The sequence below is a fragment of the Enterobacter sp. CGMCC 5087 genome, assembly GCF_003144775.1.
GTDB classification, from domain to species: Bacteria; Pseudomonadota; Gammaproteobacteria; order Enterobacterales; family Enterobacteriaceae; genus Enterobacter; species Enterobacter cloacae_M.
On record NZ_QFXN01000066.1, the window covers coordinates 99658 to 117806 of the forward strand.

The following is an 18149-nucleotide window of genomic DNA, read 5'->3' on the forward strand; positions in this document are numbered from 1 at the left end:
TTTTGATTAAAAAATAAACGAAGAAATTGTCTCCTGTGGATAGAGTTTAACTATTTCTGTACCAATATTCCATGTCTATGATTTATAGGTTTTTTTATTGCTTATAAATCGTTTCACCAGACTCAGAAAACCGGTTGTTCAAATCTGGTCACTGACAATGAACAGGATCTTACACCATGTTATCCACAGAAAAATGGGATAACTGGGCATAACCCTGACTACTGTTTCAATTTACAGCCTTGACGTGCGATGAAAATCGAATTTTCAAACAAATTGTGACTAACTTATTGGCACAATCTGTGGATAAAACCGACGCTGTTCGATCTTTCATCAGCACGACGATCCCTGATGTGACGAACGTCACGCTATTCTGTTTTTTGTTCATTAAAATACATTTAACTTTATGAAAAATATTGAATTATTTAAATGACGCGAAAGCGTTGGCAAGGTAGGGTTTGAGGTTGTTCATCGGTAATCAGACACTTCTTCACAACTATATCCACAGAAAAGGTGAATAAAATTCCCTTCACTGCCTCTCATCTGTTTATAACTCAGTACTTATTTGTGAGTTATTCAAATGTTATTAGGTTGCAGCCCTGTAAGAGAGTGGTTTACCGCCTCCCTGTAGTGTGAAACAATCATTCATATATAAGGTTTAATTTGGGGTAGTCCGGTGATTGATGACGATGGCTACCGCCCGAACGTAGGAATAGTAATTTGTAATCGTCAGGGCCAGGTAATGTGGGCCCGGCGATATGGTCAACACTCCTGGCAGTTCCCACAAGGCGGGATCAATCCGGGAGAGTCCCCAGAACAAGCGATGTACCGGGAGCTTTTTGAAGAGGTCGGTTTAAGCCGAAAAGATGTTCGCATCCTGGCTTCGACCCGCAACTGGTTGCGTTACAAGTTACCGAAACGTTTGGTGCGTTGGGACACAAAGCCGGTTTGTATCGGCCAGAAACAGAAGTGGTTTCTGTTGCAGTTGGTGGGCAACGATTCAGACATCAATATGCAAACCAGCAGTACGCCGGAGTTCGATGGCTGGCGCTGGGTGAGCTATTGGTATCCTGTTCGTCAGGTCGTGTCATTTAAACGCGATGTTTACCGTAGGGTGATGAAAGAGTTTGCAAGTGTGGTAATGCAGCTTCAGGAGATCCCGCCTAAGCCGCAGAGCGCACCTGCCTGGCGACGTAAAAGAGGTTAAGCTACGCAAATCATGCTCACCCGCTTGCGAGAAATAGTCGAGAAGGTGGCCAGTGCTCCGCGTCTGAACGAGGCGCTGAATATTCTGGTCACTGACATCTGTCTTGCGATGGAGACCGAGGTCTGTTCGGTGTATCTGGCCGACCACGATCGGCGCTGCTATTACCTGATGGCGACCCGTGGTTTGAAAAAACCACGTGGACGCACCGTCACGCTCGCATTTGATGAAGGTATCGTGGGCCTGGTTGGGCGACTGGCTGAACCCATCAACCTAGCTGACGCGCAAAAACACCCCAGCTTTAAATACATCCCTTCCGTAAAAGAAGAGCGCTTCCGCGCTTTCCTTGGCGTGCCGATTATCCAGCGTCGCCAGCTGCTCGGCGTGCTGGTTGTCCAGCAGCGCGAGCTACGTCAGTACGATGAAAGCGAAGAGTCTTTCCTCGTCACGCTGGCCACGCAGATGGCGGCGATCCTCTCCCAGTCCCAGCTTGCTGCGCTCTTTGGTCAATATCGCCATACGCGCATTCGTGCCCTTCCGGCCTCGCCAGGCGTAGCGATCGCGGAAGGCTGGATGGACGCCACGCTGCCGCTGATGGAGCAGGTTTACGAAGCCTCTACGCTTGATGAAGCGCTTGAACGCGAGCGTCTTACCGCTGCGCTGGAAGAGGCGGCGAATGAATTTCGTCGTTACAGCAAGCGTTTTGCCGCAGGCGCACAGAAAGAGACGGCGGCCATCTTCGACCTCTATTCGCACCTGCTCTCCGACGCGCGTCTGCGTCGTGAGCTGTTTGCGGAAGTGGATAAAGGCTCGGTCGCAGAGTGGGCGGTTAAGAAGGTCATCGAAAAATTTGCCGATCAGTTTGCGGCACTGACCGACGGTTACCTGAAAGAACGGGCTGGCGATCTCCGCGCCCTGGGACAGCGTCTGCTGTTCCATCTCGATGACACCATTCAGGGGCCGAATGCCTGGCCAAAACGGTTTGTTCTGGTCGCCGATGAACTCTCGGCAACGACGCTGGCTGAACTGCCTCAGGACAGGCTGGCCGGTGTGGTGGTGCGCGATGGTGCCGCCAACTCGCATGCCGCCATTATGGTGCGCGCGCTGGGTATCCCAACCGTTATGGGGGCCGATATCCAGCCGTCGGTACTGCACCGCCGTACGCTGGTGGTTGACGGCTATCGCGGTGAGCTGCTGGTCGATCCTGAGCCAGTTCTGCTCCAGGAATACCAGCGACTTATCAGCGAAGAGAATGAATTAAGCAAGCTGGCGGAGGATGACGTTAACCTGCCCGCACAGCTTAAGAGCGGAGAGCGGATCAAAGTCATGCTCAACGCCGGTTTAAGCCCTGAGCATGAAGAAAAGCTTGGCAGCCGCATCGACGGTATTGGTCTATACCGTACTGAAATCCCGTTCATGCTGCAGAGCGGTTTCCCCTCAGAAGAGGAACAGGTGGCGCAGTATCAGGGGATGCTGCAGATGTTTAACGACAAACCTGTCACCCTGCGAACCCTCGATGTCGGCGCGGATAAACAGCTGCCCTATATGCCGATCAGCGAAGAAAACCCGTGCCTGGGCTGGCGTGGGATCCGCATTACGCTCGATCAGCCGGAGATCTTCCTGATCCAGGTGCGTGCAATGCTGCGCGCCAACGCGGCGACGGGCAATCTCAGCATCTTACTCCCGATGGTCACCAGCATTGATGAGATCGACGAGTCCCGGCGACTGATCGAACGTGCAGGCCGTGAAGTGGAAGAGATGATCGGCTATGCGATCCCGAAACCGCGGATCGGGGTGATGCTTGAAGTGCCGTCTATGGTCTTTATGCTGCCGCAGCTGGCAAACCGTGTTGATTTTATCTCTGTCGGCACGAACGACCTGACGCAATATATTCTGGCCGTCGACCGTAACAATACCCGTGTCGCCAGTATCTACGACAGCCTGCATCCGGCGATCATTCGCGCGTTAGCGATGATTGCCCGTGAAGCGGAACAGTACGGCATTGATTTACGCCTGTGCGGTGAAATGGCCGGGGATTCAATGTGCGTTGCGATCCTGATTGGTCTGGGATATCGCCATCTGTCGATGAACGGTCGCGCTGTCGCCCGCGTGAAGTACCTGCTGCGGCATATCGACATCAACGATGCCCGCGAACTGGCTGAACGCAGCCTTGACGCGCAGCTGGCAGCAGAGGTTCGTCATCAGGTCGCGGCGTTTATGGAACGACGCGGTATGGGCGGCCTGATCCGCGGCGGCCGCTAATCATCTTTCTGCCTCTCCCTCCGGGAGAGGGCTCCAGCGCGCATAAAACCCTATACACATCTTTTACATCTCTGGCGCATCCTCCGCGCCCGCCTTGTGCTATGATTCGCAACTTTGGAGCCTCTGCTTACGGCAGAATCGCATTTCTACCGCTGTCCACTTTCAGCGGAATAACAACATCTTGTGGTGACAGATGAACAGTGGTTATCTGCATTTTCCGGAATTTGATCCGGTCATTTTCTCAGTAGGACCTGTTTCGCTTCACTGGTACGGTCTGATGTACCTGGTGGGCTTCATTTTTGCCATGTGGCTCGCTGGCCGTCGCGCCAGTCGTCCGGGCAGCGGCTGGACGAAAAACGAAGTTGAAAACCTGCTCTATGCGGGTTTCCTCGGCGTGTTCCTCGGTGGCCGCATTGGGTACGTGCTGTTCTATAACTTCCCGGTATTCCTGAACGATCCGCTCTATCTGTTCCGCGTGTGGGACGGCGGCATGTCCTTCCACGGCGGCCTGATTGGGGTGATCCTGGTGATGGTGATTTTTGCCAAACGCACCAAACGCAACTTCTTCCAGGTTTCAGATTTTATCGCACCGCTGATCCCGTTTGGTCTCGGCGCTGGCCGTCTGGGGAACTTTATCAACGGTGAGCTGTGGGGCCGCGTCGACCCGAGCGTGCCGTACACGATGCTCTTCCCGGGCTCCCGCGCAGAAGATATCGCATTGCTGCCATCACACCCGGAGTGGCAGTCCATTTTCGATACCTACGGCGTTCTGCCGCGCCATATGTCTCAGCTGTACGAGCTGGCGCTGGAAGGCGTGGTGCTGTTTATCATCCTCAACCTGTTTATCCGCAAACCGCGTCCGATGGGCGCTGTCTCCGGCCTGTTCCTGATTGGCTACGGCGCATTCCGTATTATCGTCGAGTTCTTCCGTCAGCCAGATGCACAGTTTACCGGCGAATGGGTACAGTACATCAGCATGGGGCAGATCCTCTCCATTCCGATGATTGTCGCGGGTGCCATTATGATGATTTGGGCGTATCGTCGTCGTCCACAGCAACAAATTTCCTGAGGAACCATGAAACAGTATCTTGAATTGATGAAAAAAGTGCTCGACGAGGGCACGCCGAAAAACGACCGCACCGGCACCGGTACGCTCTCCATTTTTGGCCACCAGATGCGCTTCAATCTGCAAGAAGGCTTCCCACTGGTGACGACAAAGCGCTGCCACCTGCGCTCGATCATTCATGAACTGCTCTGGTTCCTGCAAGGCGATACCAACGTTGCGTATCTGCACGAAAATAACGTCTCAATCTGGGACGAATGGGCAGATGAAAATGGCAACCTGGGCCCGGTTTACGGCAAGCAGTGGCGCGCCTGGCCAACGCCTGATGGTCGCCATATTGACCAGATCACCACCGTGATGAACCAGCTGAAAAACGATCCGGATTCGCGCCGAATCATCGTTTCCGCCTGGAACGTCGGCGAGCTGGATAAAATGGCGCTGGCACCGTGCCATGCGTTCTTCCAGTTCTATGTGGCGGATGGAAAGCTTTCTTGTCAGCTCTACCAGCGCTCCTGTGACGTGTTCCTCGGCCTGCCGTTTAACATCGCCAGCTATGCGCTGTTGGTCCACATGATGGCGCAGCAGTGCGATCTGGAAGTGGGTGATTTTGTCTGGACCGGTGGGGACACCCATCTTTACAGCAACCATATGGAACAGACGCATCTCCAGCTGACTCGCGAACCGCGTGCTCTGCCGAAGCTGATTATCAAGCGCAAACCGGCATCAATCTTCGACTACCGCTTTGATGATTTCGAGATTGAGGGCTATGACCCGCATCCGGGCATCAAAGCGCCTGTCGCTATCTGATGCGATAAAGCGTGACACAACCGGTGCTCTTTAGCGCCGGTTTTTTTTCGTCTTTATCCCGTTTCCCGAAGCGCTATCCAGAAAGCGTGCAACGCGCTGCAACACTCTCAATTCCTCGGATAACGCCTCGTAAAACGAAGAACCGTCGCTCGTCATGTTCACGGCGCTTCGCCACACTCCCGGTATGAAAAAAGAGAACGGTTTTACGCTTATCGAAACGCTGGTCGCGATTTCGCTTGTCGTTATCCTCAGCGCCTCAGGGCTGTACGGCTGGGACAACTGGCAGCGGCAGCAGCGGCTGTGGCAAACCGCCAGTCAGGTGCGAGATTACCTGCTGTTTCTGCGCAATCATGCCAACCGCTACAACCGCGACCATCAAATTACCCGTCTGCGGGTGGGAGGCATGGATTGTCTGGTGAGCTCTGCAGCGCAAGGCTGTGAGAAGGGCAGTCCCTTTGTGGTGATACCACTCTGGCCAGAGGTCGCGATCGGCGAGGTAACGCCGTCGCTCGCGTTCTATGGATTAAAGGATACGGCATGGGCTGGGCGGATACGCGTTCAAAGCCGCGCGGGAGAATGGCTGATTATTGTCTCAAATGGAGGACGCATCAGGATGTGTAAGGTCTCTGCGGGAGGTTCATGTCGATGAAGCAGCGAGGTTTCTCACTGACTGAAGTTCTGATTGCCACGGCGATTAGCAGCCTTTTGCTGATAAGCGCATCGCGTTTTTTACCCGGCTTGCAGCGTGCGATCTTAGCGCAATCTGGTCAGAGACAACTGGAGGAAGAGGTCTGGCACCACCTGTTTGCTCTGGGCAAACAGCTTCAGCGTGCGGGGTACTGCGCGGGAAACTGTCAGGGACAGGCGCTGGTGACAGCCAGGCAAGGAAGTTGCGTCATTGTGCGGTGGGATGCCAACAGTAACGGCAGCTGGGATAACAGCGCATCAGAAAATGACAGCACCGGTTTTCGACTGGAGTCTGGTGCGCTTGAAACCCAGCGTGGAGCGACCTCATGTGAAGGAAAAGGATGGGAAAAGCTCACGGACCCGGACAGGCTAGCGATCGCGCATTTTGTGGTGAGGACAGTGGAACATGCCGGTTTTGCGCCAGAGGTGAATATCGAACTGGCGGCGATTCGTAAAGGCGAGCAGGGGGAACCCTGGCAGGCGTTGTATACGGTCACGGGGTACAACCTGTGAATCGTCAACGCGGAATGTCTTCGCTGGCGCTGGTTCTGCTTTTACTGGTGCTGGGTACCCTTAGCCTCACGGGTCTCAATCAGCAGCTCACAACGTTTAGCGCGCTCGTTGGCGGGGAGAAAAGCTCGCTTCAGCAGCAGGCGACGGTACAGTCCGCGCTTGAATGGGGACGGGTTCAGAGCTGGTCGTCAGAGCCACAGGTTCAGTGCAAGAAGACTCCTGTGTGGCGAGCGTGTTTGCGCCCGCTGAGTGGGGCGCGTGTGCTGCTGATTGCTGGAGACAGCGACCTGCTGCTTTGGCGCTCAGGAGAGATTGTCGACGGGAACGTTCGCTTTTCGCCTCACGGCTGGAGTGATTTTTGTCCCCTTAAGGAGAGCGCGTTATGCCAGCTGCCGTGAAAAGAGAAAAAGGGTTTAGCATGGTTGAGGTACTGCTGGCGATGATGCTGCTGGTGATCGTCGTGACCGCTCTGTCCGGTTATCACCGGGCGCTGGCGGCGCGGTTTACCCTATTTAATCAGTATCGCCAGCTCTGGCACCATGCCTGGAATCAGTCTCAGCTCTCAACAAATGTTCTCCCGGCAGGCTGGCAGGCCAGTCGGGGGCAGACAACGCACGCAGGATGTGTCAGCATCACGGTCACACTTATTTCTCCTCTGGGGCGGCGCGGTGAGATAACGCGTCTGCATTGCCCGGTTAGCCAGTAGTCGGGAGCGTCTATGTTAAGGGTCTACCACTCAAATCGTCTGGATGTGCTGGAAGCGCTGATGGAATTTATCGTTGAGCGCGAGCGGCTTGACGATCCTTTTGAGCCTGAAATGGTGCTGGTGCAGAGCACCGGTATGGCACAGTGGCTGCAAATGTCGCTTTCCCGTAAATTTGGCATAGCCGCAAATATTGATTTCCCGCTGCCCGCGAGTTTTATCTGGGAGATGTTTGTGCGCGTGTTGCCGGACATCCCGGAGCAGAGCGCCTTCAACAAACAAGGCATGAGCTGGAAGCTCATGGCGCTGCTGCCGGAAATGCTGCAGCACGATGAATTCGCCATGCTGCGCCACTACCTCAATGACGATACCGATAAGCGCAAGCTGTTCCAGCTGGCGTCGCGTACCGCCGATCTCTACGACCAATACCTTGTTTACCGTTCTGACTGGTTAATTCGTTGGGAAGCGGGCGAGTTGGTTGAAGGGCTACCGGAGGCGCAAATATGGCAGGCACCTCTGTGGAAAGCACTGGTAGAACATACGGAGAAACTTGGGCAGCCTAAGTGGCATCGTGCCAACCTGTACGAGCGGTTTATCTCCATACTCGAGAATGCGTTGGAGCGCCCGGCCCGACTGCCGTCACGCGTTTTTATCTGCGGGATATCCGCCTTACCGCCTGTTTATCTGAAGGCTTTGAACGCGCTGGGTAAACATATTGATATCCATATTTTGTTCACCAACCCTTGCCGACAGTATTGGGGGGATATCCTCGACGAACGTTGGCTTGCGCGGCTGGTAACTCGCCAACGAAAGCGCCTTTTTGAAGAACGTTCCGTCCCGCTGTTTAAAGACGGCTCGACTGCCGGTCAGCTTTTTGATGAAGACGGTATCCAGAACCTGCCCAATCCACTGCTTGCCTCGTGGGGGAAGCTGGGGCGTGACTACATTCACATGCTTTCAGACATCACTTCATCAGGCGAAGGCGACGTGGATGCCTTTGTCGATATTGCCCCTGATAGCCTGTTGCATCATATTCAGCTGGATATCCTCGATCTGGAAAACCGTGCCGTGATGGGCGTGACGGCGAACGAATTCGAACGTAGCGACAGCAAGCGCAAGCTGGATGCTGACGATCGCAGCATCACGATCCATGTTTGCCATAGCCCTCAGCGTGAGGTCGAAGTGCTTCACGACCAGCTGCTGGCGATGCTGCAGGACGATCCCGAACTGACGCCACGCGATATTGTGGTGATGGTGGCGGATATCGACAGCTACAGTCCCTTCATTCAGGCAGTTTTTGGCAGTGCGACGGGCGAGCGATATCTGCCTTACGCTATCTCTGACCGTCGTGCCCGCCAGTCGCATCCGGCACTGCAGGCCTTTATCACTCTGCTTTCACTGCCGGATAGCCGCTTTATCTCCGAAGATGTCCTGGCGTTACTGGATGTTCCCGTGCTGGCTGCACGCTTTAACATCACTGAAGAGGGGCTGCGCTACCTTCGTCAGTGGGTGAACGAATCTGGCGTACGCTGGGGGATCGATGACGATAACGTTCAGGAGTTCGAACTTCCTCCTACCGGGCAGCACACGTGGCGTTTTGGCCTGACGCGTATGCTGCTGGGCTACGCCATGGAGAGCAGCCAGGGCGAGTGGAATGAGGTGCTGCCTTACGATGAGTCCAGCGGGTTAATTGCTGAACTGGTGGGGCATTTAGCGTCACTCCTGATGCAGCTTAACCGCTGGCGACACGAGCTGCTACAGCCGCGTCCGCTTGAAGAATGGCTCCCGGTTTGCAGAGCGTTGCTTAATGATTTCTTCCTGCCGGACAATGACACCGAAGCGGCGATGGCGCTCATTGAAACGCAGTGGCAGGCGATCATCGACGAAGGCGTCAATTCCCACTATCAGGAGGCCATCCCGCTGTCGCTGTTGAGGGATGAGTTGACGCAGCGGCTTGACCAGGAGCGAATCAGCCAGCGTTTTCTGGCCGGCCCCATCAATATTTGCACCCTGATGCCAATGCGTTCTATCCCGTTTAAAGTGGTCTGTTTACTTGGCATGAACGACGGCGTTTATCCGCGCGCGCTGGCGCCGCTGGGGTTCGATTTGATGAGCGCAGATCCAAAGCGGGGCGACCGTAGCCGCCGCGATGATGACCGCTACCTCTTCCTTGAGGCGCTCATTTCCGCCCAGAGTAAGCTATATATCAGCTATATCGGCCGTTCCATTCAGGACAACAGCGAGCGTTTTCCCTCCGTTCTGGTGCAGGAGCTGGTGGACTATATCGGCCAGAGTCACTATCTGCCGGGGGATGAAGAGCGCAACTGCGATGAAAGCGAGAAGAGGGTGAAATCTCATATCACCTGTTTCCACAGCCGCATGCCATTTGACCCGGTGAACTACACGCCCAGCGAGCGCCAGAGCTATGCGCAGGAGTGGTTACCGGCAGCGAAAAAGGAGGGGAGTGCGCATACCGATTTCATACAGGAACTTGACCCGCGCCATGTCGATACCCTGACCTTTGAACAGCTTCAGCGGTTTTGGGCGCATCCGGTGCGCGCCTTCTTCCAGCAGCGATTGCAGGTCAACTTCCGTTCTGAAGAGAGTGAAATTCCTGATGCAGAGCCCTTTACGCTGGAAGGGCTGGAGCGCTACCAGTTAAACCTGCAGCTGTTGAATGCGCTGGTTGAAGAGGAAGATGCTGACAAACTTTATCGCCGCTACCGTGCTGCAGGGCAGCTGCCCTATGGGGCGTTCGGGGAAATTGTGTGGGAGGCGCAGTGTCAGGAGATGACCGCCCTGGCAGAGCGCGTAAGAGCGTGCCGACAGCCAGGGAAAAGCATTGAAATCGATCTCAACTGCAATGGTGTACAACTCACGGGCTGGTTAACCCAGGTTCAGCCGGACGGGCTGCTGCGCTGGCGGCCCTCTATGCTTAGCGTTTCACAGGGTTTGCAACTCTGGCTGGAACATCTTGTCTACAGTGCGGATGGTCATAAAGGTGAAAGTCGGATTTTCGTGCGCAAAGAGGGCGAATGGCGCTTCCCGCCGATGGAGTCTGAGCAGGCGTTACGGTATCTGTCTTTGTACATTGAGGGCTACCGTCAGGGAATGAACAAACCGCTCCTGGTACTGCCGGAAAGTGGCGGGGCCTGGATAAAAGCCTGTTATGACGCACAGAATGATGCGATGTTAACGGATGAGGCGTCACTGCAGAAAGCGCGCAGTAAATTTATGCAGGCCTACGAAGGTAACATGATGGTGCGGGGCGAAGGTGAAGATGTCTGGTATCAGCGCTTATGGCGAACGCTTGAGCCAGAGTACTTTGAAGCCATCACGGAAGAGGCGCAGCGCTACCTGCTGCCGTTGTTTAAATTTAATCAGTCCTGAGCGATGTATAAAAATTGCGCAGCATGGGGTGTTCATTTATGATGCACTTCTTATCACGGACTGATGTACCCAATAAAGAGATGTTGGCGTGTCCAGCACGCAATGTGTTAATGATGTAGCCGTGATAAAGAGGTAGCACCTTGTTTAAAGCGTTTGTTTTGTTTTTCGCCCTCTGGGTACCTGTCACTCAGGCAGACTCCGGTTGGCAACCCGTTCAGGAAACTATTCGTAAAAGCGAAAAAGATACTCGTCAATATCAGGCTATTCGTCTTGATAACGGCATGACTGTGCTGTTGGTTTCCGATCCGCAGGCGGTGAAGTCCCTCTCGGCATTAGTGGTGCCGGTTGGATCGCTGGAAGATCCTGACGCGCATCCTGGGCTTGCACACTATCTGGAACATATGACGCTGATGGGGTCAAAAAAATACCCGCAGCCAGATAGCCTGTCCGAATTTTTGAAAATGCATGGCGGCAGCCACAATGCCAGTACGGCACCGTACCGCACGGCCTTTTATCTTGAAGTCGAAAATGATGCGCTGGAAGGCGCGGTCGATCGCCTTGCTGATTCCATCGCCGCACCCCTGCTGGATAAAAAATATGCCGACCGTGAACGCAATGCCGTCAATGCTGAGTTGACCCTTGCCCGCACGCGAGACGGTATGCGTATGGCCCAGGTCAGCGCCGAAACCATCAACCCTGCGCACCCGGGTTCGCGCTTCTCCGGCGGTAACCTGGAGACGTTGAGCGACAAACCGAACAGCCCGGTGCTTGATGCCCTGCACGCGTTTCGCGATAAATACTACTCCGCCAACCTGATGAAAGCGGTCATCTACAGCAATAAACCGTTGCCGGAACTGGCAGGCATGGCGGCTAAAACGTTTGGTCGGGTGCCGAATAAAAATATCGACCTGCCGCAGATAGACGTACCGGTGGTCACGGACGCGCAAAAGGGCATTGTGATCCACTACGTGCCTGCGCTGCCGCGCAAAGTGCTGCGCGTGGAATTCCGCATCGATAACAACACCGCACAGTTTCGCAGTAAAACCGATGAGCTGGTGACCTACCTGATAGGTAACCGTAGTCCGGGTACGCTTTCTGACTGGCTGCAAAAACAGGGGCTGGTGGAAGGTATTCGCGCCGACTCCGATCCGGTTGTGAACGGTAATAGCGGCGTGCTGGCGATCTCCGCCACCCTGACCGACAAGGGCCTGGCAAACCGTGACGAAGTGGTGGCTGCGATCTTCAGCTACCTCTCTTTACTGCGTGAGAAAGGCGTCGATAAGCGCTACTTTGATGAGCTCGCGCACGTGCTGGATCTCGATTTCCGTTACCCGTCCATTACCCGCGACATGGATTACGTTGAGTGGCTGGCGGATACCATGATCCGCGTGCCGGTGGAGCACACCCTCGACGCGGTGAATATTGCCGACCGGTATGACGCCGAGGCGGTAAAAGCTCGCCTTGCGATGATGACGCCGGAGAATGCCCGCATCTGGTACATCAGCCCGAACGAACCGCATAACAAGACGGCGTATTTTGTCGATGCCCCCTATCAGGTGGATAAAATCAGCGCGCAGACCTTCGCCGACTGGCAGAAGAAGGCCGGAGAGATTGCGTTGAAGCTGCCGGAGCTGAACCCCTATATTCCGGATGACTTCTCGCTGACCAAAACGACAAAAGATTATCCACACCCGGCGCTCATTGTTGATGAGCCGACGCTGCGCGTGGTGTATACGCCCAGCCGCTACTTCGCAAGCGAGCCAAAGGCCGATGTCAGCGTGGTGCTGCGTAACCCGAAAGCGATGAACAGCGCCAAAAATCAGGTGATGTTCGCGCTCAATGACTATCTCGCCGGGATTGCGCTCGATCAGCTCAGCAACCAGGCGGCCGTGGGCGGGATCAGCTTCTCCACCAACGCCAACAACGGTTTGATGCTCAACGCAAACGGCTATACCCAGCGTTTGCCTCAGCTGTTTCAGGCACTGCTGGAGGGCTATTTCAGCTATACGCCGACGGAAGAGCAGCTTGAGCAGGCCAAATCGTGGTATGCGCAGATGATGGATTCTGCGGAGAAGGGCAAAGCTTACGATATGGCGCTTATGCCGGCGCAAATGCTGTCGCAAGTTCCTTATTTCCAGCGAGAGGACCGCCGCGCGCTGTTGCCTTCGATCACCTTAAAAGACGTGCTGGCTTACCGTGACGCGCTGAAAACCAACACGCGTCCGGAGTTCCTGATCGTCGGCAACATGAGTGAGGATCAGGCCAAAACCCTGGCAGAGAATGTACGCACTCAGCTCGGTTCGAAAGGCGACGAGTGGTGCCGCAACCAGGACGTGCTGGTTGAGAAAAAACAGAATGTGATTTTTGAAAAGGCGGGTAACAGCACGGATTCCGCGCTGGCCGCGGTATTTGTGCCAACGGGCTATGATGAATTCGCCAGCTCGGCGCAGAGTGCCGTGCTGGGGCAAATTATTCAGCCGTGGTTCTACAACCAGTTACGCACTGAGGAGCAGCTTGGCTACGCGGTGTTTGCCTTCTCCATGAACGTAGGCCGACAGTGGGGGCTGGGTTTCCTGCTGCAAAGCAGCGATAAACAACCGGCGTATCTCTGGAAGCGTTACCAGGCCTTCTTCCCGCAGGTGGAAGCGAAACTCCGCGCCATGAAGCCGGAAGAGTTTGCGCAGATCCAGCAGGCCGTCATCGCACAGGTGATGCAGCCGCCGCAGACGCTGGGTGAAGAAGCCTCGCAGCTGAGCAAAGATTTCGATCGCGGTAATCTGAAATTTGATTCGCGTGATAAAGTAGTGGCCGAGATAAAACAGCTGACGCCGCAGAAGGTTGCCGACTTCTTCCATCAGGCGGTCATTAAGCCGCAGGGAATCACCATTCTGTCCCAGGTTTCCGGTAGCCAGAACGGGAAAACGGAGTACGTGAACCCGAAAGGCTGGAAAGTCTGGAAGAGCGTCAGCGCGCTGCAGCAATCTATGCCCTGGAGTAAGAAAGAATGACCGATACCGCTGAGTCCCTTGATCCCTTACGTTTACCTCTGCAGGGTGAACGATTGATTGAAGCCTCAGCGGGAACGGGAAAAACCTTCACCATTGCCGCCCTGTACCTGCGTCTGCTGCTGGGGCTTGGCGGCAACGCCGCTTTTCCACGCCCTTTGAGCGTGGAAGAGCTGCTGGTAGTCACCTTCACCGAGGCTGCCACCGCTGAGCTGCGGGGCCGTATTCGCAGCAATATCCACGAGCTGCGCATCGCCTGTCTGCGTCAGAGCACGGATAACCCTCTCTACGCCAGCCTTCTGGAAGAGATTGCCGATAAGCAACAGGCAGCCCAGTGGCTGCTCCTTGCTGAACGGCAGATGGATGAAGCGTCCGTCTTCACCATTCACGGTTTTTGCCAGCGTATGCTGAGCCTGAATGCATTTGAATCCGGAATGCTGTTTGAACAGCAGCTCATTGAAGATGAATCCGTGCTTCGCTATCAGGCCTGCGCGGATTTCTGGCGTCGCCACTGCTACCCGTTACAGCGCGATATCGCCGAAGCGGTACATGCGCTGTGGAAGGGCCCGGAGGCGCTGCTGCGCGCTATCGATCGTTATCTGCAGGGTGAAGCGCCGGTCATCAAATCCCCGCCGCCAGCCGATGAAACCCTGGCCTCACGGCATGAAAAAATCATCGCGCAAATTACCGACATCAAGCAAAAATGGATTGAGTCCGTTGGCGAGATTGACGCAATCATCGAAAATTCCGGGATTGACCGACGCAAGTTTAACCGTGGCAACCAGGGGAAATGGATCGACAAGATCAGCGCCTGGGCGCAGGAGGAGACGCGAGGCTACCAGCTCCCGGACGTGCTGGAGAAATTCTCCCGGCGTTTCCTGGTTGAGCGGACCAAAGCCGACGGCATTGTGCCTGAGCATCCTCTGTTTGTGGCGATTGAAACCCTGCTGGCTGAGCCCTTAACGCTCAACGATCTGATGATTACCCGCGCCATGACGGAAATTCGCGACGCCGTCGCGCGTGAGAAACGCCGCCGGGGTGAGCTGGGGTTTGACGACATGCTGAGCCGCCTCGATGCGGCGCTGTGCAGTGAAAATGGCGAAGCGCTTGCCGCCGCGATCCGGACCCGCTTCCCGGTGGCGATGATTGACGAATTTCAGGATACCGACCCTCAACAATACCGCATTTTCCGCCGTATCTGGCGCCAGCAGCCCGGTACCGCGCTGTTGTTAATCGGCGATCCGAAACAGGCCATCTACGCCTTCCGCGGTGCGGATATTTTCACCTACATGAAAGCCCGTAGCGAAGTTGACGCGCACTACACGCTTGATACTAACTGGCGCTCCTCTCCCGGCATGGTGGAAAGCGTCAACGCGCTCTTCAGCCGCATGGATACGGCGTTTATGTTCCGGGAGATCCCGTTTCAGCCGGTAAAGTTTGCCGAGAAAAATGCCTCTTTGCGCTTCGAGTTCAACGGCGAGGCGCAGCCTGCCATGAACTTCTGGCTGCTGGATGGGGAAGGCTGCGGCGTTGCCGACTATCAAAATGCCATGGCCCAGCACTGTGCCGCGCAAATCCGCGACTGGCTCAGTGCCGGCGCGCACGGTGAAGCGCTGCTGTGGAAGGGGGATAAACCCACCCCCGTAAAGGCATCCGATATTACGGTTCTGGTTCGCAGCCGTCAGGAAGCCGCGCTCATCCGCGACGCCCTGACGTTACTGAATATTCCCTCCGTCTACCTCTCCAACCGCGACAGCGTCTTTGAAACGCTGGAAGCGCAGGAGATGCTATGGCTGCTGCAGGCCGTGCTGGCTCCGGAGCGGGAAAGCTCGCTGCGTAGCGCACTGGCGAGCGCGATGCTCGGGCTGAACGCGCGGGATATCGATGCGCTCAACAATGACGAAGCCGCGTGGGATGCCGTGGTAGAAGAGTTTGTTCGCTACCGCGAAAAATGGCAGAAGCGTGGAGTCATGGCGATGGTGCGCGAGCTCATGGCTCAGCGCCACATTGCGGAGAATATGCTGGCTACAGCGGGCGGCGAGCGTCGGCTGACCGATATTTTACATATCAGCGAACTGCTGCAGGAAGCGGGTACGCAGCTGGAGAGCGAGCACGCCCTCGTGCGCTGGCTGGCGCAGCAGATTGCCGATCCGAACAGTAATTCGTCCAGCCAGCAGATGCGCCTTGAGAGTGATAAACATCTGGTGCAGATTGTCACCATTCACAAATCGAAAGGCCTTGAGTATCCGCTGGTCTGGCTGCCGTTTATCGCCAATTATCGCGTGCAGGATCAGGCCTTTTACCACGATCGCGAGTCTTTTGAGGCGGTGCTCGATCTCAGAAACGCGGAGTCCAGCGTTGAGCTGGCCGAAGCCGAGCGTCTGGCGGAAGACCTGCGCCTGCTTTACGTGGCGCTGACCCGTTCGGTCTGGCACTGCAGCCTGGGCATTGCGCCTCTGTTCCGTCGCCGTGGCGAAAAGACCGGGGAGAGCGATTTTCATCTGAGCGCGCTGGGGCGGCTTATTCAGCACGGTGAACCCAAAGACGCGGCGGGCCTGCGCCAGTGCATCGAATCTCTTTGCACAGAGCATGTTGCCCTGCATATTCCGTCGCAGCCCGACAACAGCCGCTGGCAGATGCCGGAGCTGCGTGACTCACAGCTCCATGCCCGCCAGGTTGTGCGTACCATTGCCGACGACTGGCGGGTCACCAGCTACTCCGGTTTGCAGCAGCACGGGCAGAGTATTGCGCAGGATCTGATGCCAAAACTGGACGTGGATGCCGCAGGAGCCGGTAGCGTACCTGTTGAGCCGGTGCTCACGCCGCACCAGTTCCCGCGCGGCGCCTCGCCGGGCACGTTTTTGCACAGCCTGTTTGAAGAGCTGGATTTTACCCAGCCAGTTTCCGAAGAGTGGGTGCTGAAGATGTTACAGAGTGGCGGCTACGACGCGCAGTGGCAGCCGGTTCTTACCGACTGGATCCGCGCGGTACTGCACGCGCCGCTCACGACGCAGGGGATCTCGCTGAACCAGTTGACCGGCAAAGACAAGCAGGTGGAGATGGAGTTTTATCTCCCCATCGCCAGCCCGCTCAGGGCCGAGGCGCTTGATGCGCTGATCCGCGAGTACGATCCGTTATCCGCCGGGTGCCCGCAGCTGAACTTCCGCCAGGTGCAGGGGATGCTCAAAGGCTTTATCGACCTGGTTTTCCGCCACGAAGGGCGCTACTACCTGCTGGATTACAAATCAAACTGGCTGGGTGAAAGCAGCGAAGCCTACACCCAGGACGCGATGGCCTCGGCAATGCAAATGCATCGCTACGATCTGCAGTACCAGCTTTACACCCTTGCGCTGCACCGTTACCTGCGCCATCGCATGGCCGATTACCACTACGAAGATCATTTTGGTGGCGTCATTTACCTGTTCCTGCGCGGAGTGGATGCTAACGACCCGCGTTCCGGCGTCTTTAGCACGCGTCCGTCTGCGGAACTGATTGAAAAAATGGATAACCTGTTTGCTGCAAGCACGGAGGAGGTGGCATGACGATGCAGGCGCTACTGCTGGACGCGGTTGAACAACGATTATTGCGTCACCTGGATGTGCAGTTCGCCATGATGGTGGCAGGCGAGGAGCCTGCCGTCATGCTGGCCGCCGCCATTCTGAGCAAAGACGCGGGGGAAGGGCACGTATGTTTGCCGCTGTCGCGTCTGGCGGTGGATGAGAAAATGCCTCCGGCTTTACAGGCGTGTTTCGCGCTGCTGGGGGACGCAGTGGACTGGCAGGAGATATTACTCGGTTCGCCTGCCGTGAGCGGAGCCGATACCGGGACGCCAATGATCCTTGTCGGCGAGCGTTTGTATCTTAACCGGCTGTGGCGTAACGAATTGACGGTAGCGCGCTTCTTCAGCGAGACCAACGCCCCGCTTCCCTGCGATGAAGCGCAGCTCCGGCAAACGCTGGATGCGCTGTTTACCTCTGACGACGCGACAGACTGGCAGAAAGTGGCGGCAGCCGTGGCCTTAACGCGACGGATCTCGGTGATTTCTGGCGGCCCGGGCACCGGGAAAACGACCACTGTGGCAAAACTGCTTGCCGCGCTGATTCAGCTATCGGGTGAGCAAAAGTGCCGTATTCGCCTGGCGGCCCCCACCGGTAAAGCGGCGGCACGTCTGACGGAATCGTTAGGCGGCGCGCTGCAAAAACTGCCGCTAACCGGGAATCAGCTTGCGCTTTTCCCCAATGAAGCCAGCACGCTGCACCGCTTGCTTGGCGCACAGCCGGGTAGCCAGCGTCTGCGCTATCATGCCGGTAACCCACTGCACCTTGACGTGCTGGTCGTGGATGAAGCGTCGATGATTGACCTGACGATGATGTCGCGTTTGATCGATGCGCTACCGCCGCACGCGCGTGTCATTTTCCTCGGCGATCGCGACCAGCTTGCCTCCGTTGAGGCGGGAGCCGTATTGGGGGATATCTGCACCTATGCCAGCCTGGGATATACCGCTGAACGCGCGCAGGA

At 56.0% G+C, this 18149-nt stretch carries 12 protein-coding genes; all 12 read left to right on the plus strand.

Annotation, left to right across the window (positions count from 1 at the left end; genetic code table 11):
• Window positions 1-673 precede the first annotated feature (673 nt).
• Entirely contained in the window at window positions 674-1204 is a 531-nt protein-coding gene (gene rppH / locus DEO48_RS05995; RefSeq protein ID WP_013098553.1) for an RNA pyrophosphohydrolase, read from the plus strand.
• A 12-nt stretch (window positions 1205-1216) separates the two neighbouring features.
• Window positions 1217-3463, plus strand: a complete 2247-nt coding sequence (gene ptsP / locus DEO48_RS06000; RefSeq protein ID WP_023309047.1) for a phosphoenolpyruvate--protein phosphotransferase — start codon at window positions 1217-1219, stop codon at window positions 3461-3463.
• A 193-nt stretch (window positions 3464-3656) separates the two neighbouring features.
• Complete coding sequence (gene lgt / locus DEO48_RS06005) at window positions 3657-4532, plus strand: prolipoprotein diacylglyceryl transferase (protein WP_023309046.1); 876 nt, start codon at window positions 3657-3659, stop codon at window positions 4530-4532.
• A gap of 6 nt (window positions 4533-4538) precedes the next feature.
• Window positions 4539-5333: a thymidylate synthase gene (thyA, locus tag DEO48_RS06010; protein ID WP_014885081.1), complete on the plus strand. Its 795-nt coding sequence runs from the start codon at window positions 4539-4541 to the stop codon at window positions 5331-5333.
• 184 nt (window positions 5334-5517) lie between these two features.
• Window positions 5518-5982, plus strand: coding sequence for a prepilin peptidase-dependent protein (locus tag DEO48_RS06015; protein ID WP_109844637.1), 465 nt, complete (start codon window positions 5518-5520; stop codon window positions 5980-5982).
• Window positions 5973-6533: a prepilin peptidase-dependent protein gene (locus DEO48_RS06020; RefSeq protein WP_109844628.1), complete on the plus strand. Its 561-nt coding sequence runs from the start codon at window positions 5973-5975 to the stop codon at window positions 6531-6533. The genes DEO48_RS06015 and DEO48_RS06020 overlap by 10 nt, the downstream gene beginning before the upstream one ends.
• On the plus strand, window positions 6530-6931 hold the full coding sequence (locus DEO48_RS06025; RefSeq protein WP_109844629.1) for a DUF2509 family protein: 402 nt from the start codon (window positions 6530-6532) through the stop codon (window positions 6929-6931). The genes DEO48_RS06020 and DEO48_RS06025 overlap by 4 nt, the downstream gene beginning before the upstream one ends.
• Complete coding sequence (locus DEO48_RS06030; RefSeq protein WP_109844630.1) at window positions 6916-7239, plus strand: prepilin-type N-terminal cleavage/methylation domain-containing protein; 324 nt, start codon at window positions 6916-6918, stop codon at window positions 7237-7239. The genes DEO48_RS06025 and DEO48_RS06030 overlap by 16 nt, the downstream gene beginning before the upstream one ends.
• Window positions 7240-7251: 12 nt before the next feature.
• Window positions 7252-10626 (plus strand): exodeoxyribonuclease V subunit gamma, encoded by a 3375-nt coding sequence (gene recC, locus DEO48_RS06035; RefSeq protein WP_109844631.1) that lies wholly within the window; start codon window positions 7252-7254, stop codon window positions 10624-10626.
• 140 nt (window positions 10627-10766) lie between these two features.
• Complete coding sequence (gene ptrA, locus DEO48_RS06040) at window positions 10767-13634, plus strand: pitrilysin (protein WP_109844632.1); 2868 nt, start codon at window positions 10767-10769, stop codon at window positions 13632-13634.
• Complete coding sequence (recB, locus tag DEO48_RS06045) at window positions 13631-17173, plus strand: exodeoxyribonuclease V subunit beta (RefSeq protein WP_109844633.1); 3543 nt, start codon at window positions 13631-13633, stop codon at window positions 17171-17173. The genes ptrA and recB overlap by 4 nt, the downstream gene beginning before the upstream one ends.
• On the plus strand, window positions 17170-18149 hold a 980-nt coding region (recD, locus tag DEO48_RS06050; RefSeq protein ID WP_109844634.1), incomplete at its 3' end, for an exodeoxyribonuclease V subunit alpha. The genes recB and recD, both read left to right, overlap by 4 nt.

Coding starts and splice junctions, on each gene's coding strand:
- ptsP (WP_023309047.1), top strand. CDS start 1,217: ATGCTCACCCGCTTGCGAGAAATAGTCGAGAAGGTGGCCAGTGCTCCG.
- lgt (WP_023309046.1), top strand. CDS start 3,657: ATGAACAGTGGTTATCTGCATTTTCCGGAATTTGATCCGGTCATTTTC.
- thyA (WP_014885081.1), top strand. CDS start 4,539: ATGAAACAGTATCTTGAATTGATGAAAAAAGTGCTCGACGAGGGCACG.
- DEO48_RS06015 (WP_109844637.1), top strand. CDS start 5,518: ATGAAAAAAGAGAACGGTTTTACGCTTATCGAAACGCTGGTCGCGATT.
- DEO48_RS06020 (WP_109844628.1), top strand. CDS start 5,973: ATGTCGATGAAGCAGCGAGGTTTCTCACTGACTGAAGTTCTGATTGCC.
- DEO48_RS06030 (WP_109844630.1), top strand. CDS start 6,916: ATGCCAGCTGCCGTGAAAAGAGAAAAAGGGTTTAGCATGGTTGAGGTA.
- recC (WP_109844631.1), top strand. CDS start 7,252: ATGTTAAGGGTCTACCACTCAAATCGTCTGGATGTGCTGGAAGCGCTG.
- recB (WP_109844633.1), top strand. CDS start 13,631: ATGACCGATACCGCTGAGTCCCTTGATCCCTTACGTTTACCTCTGCAG.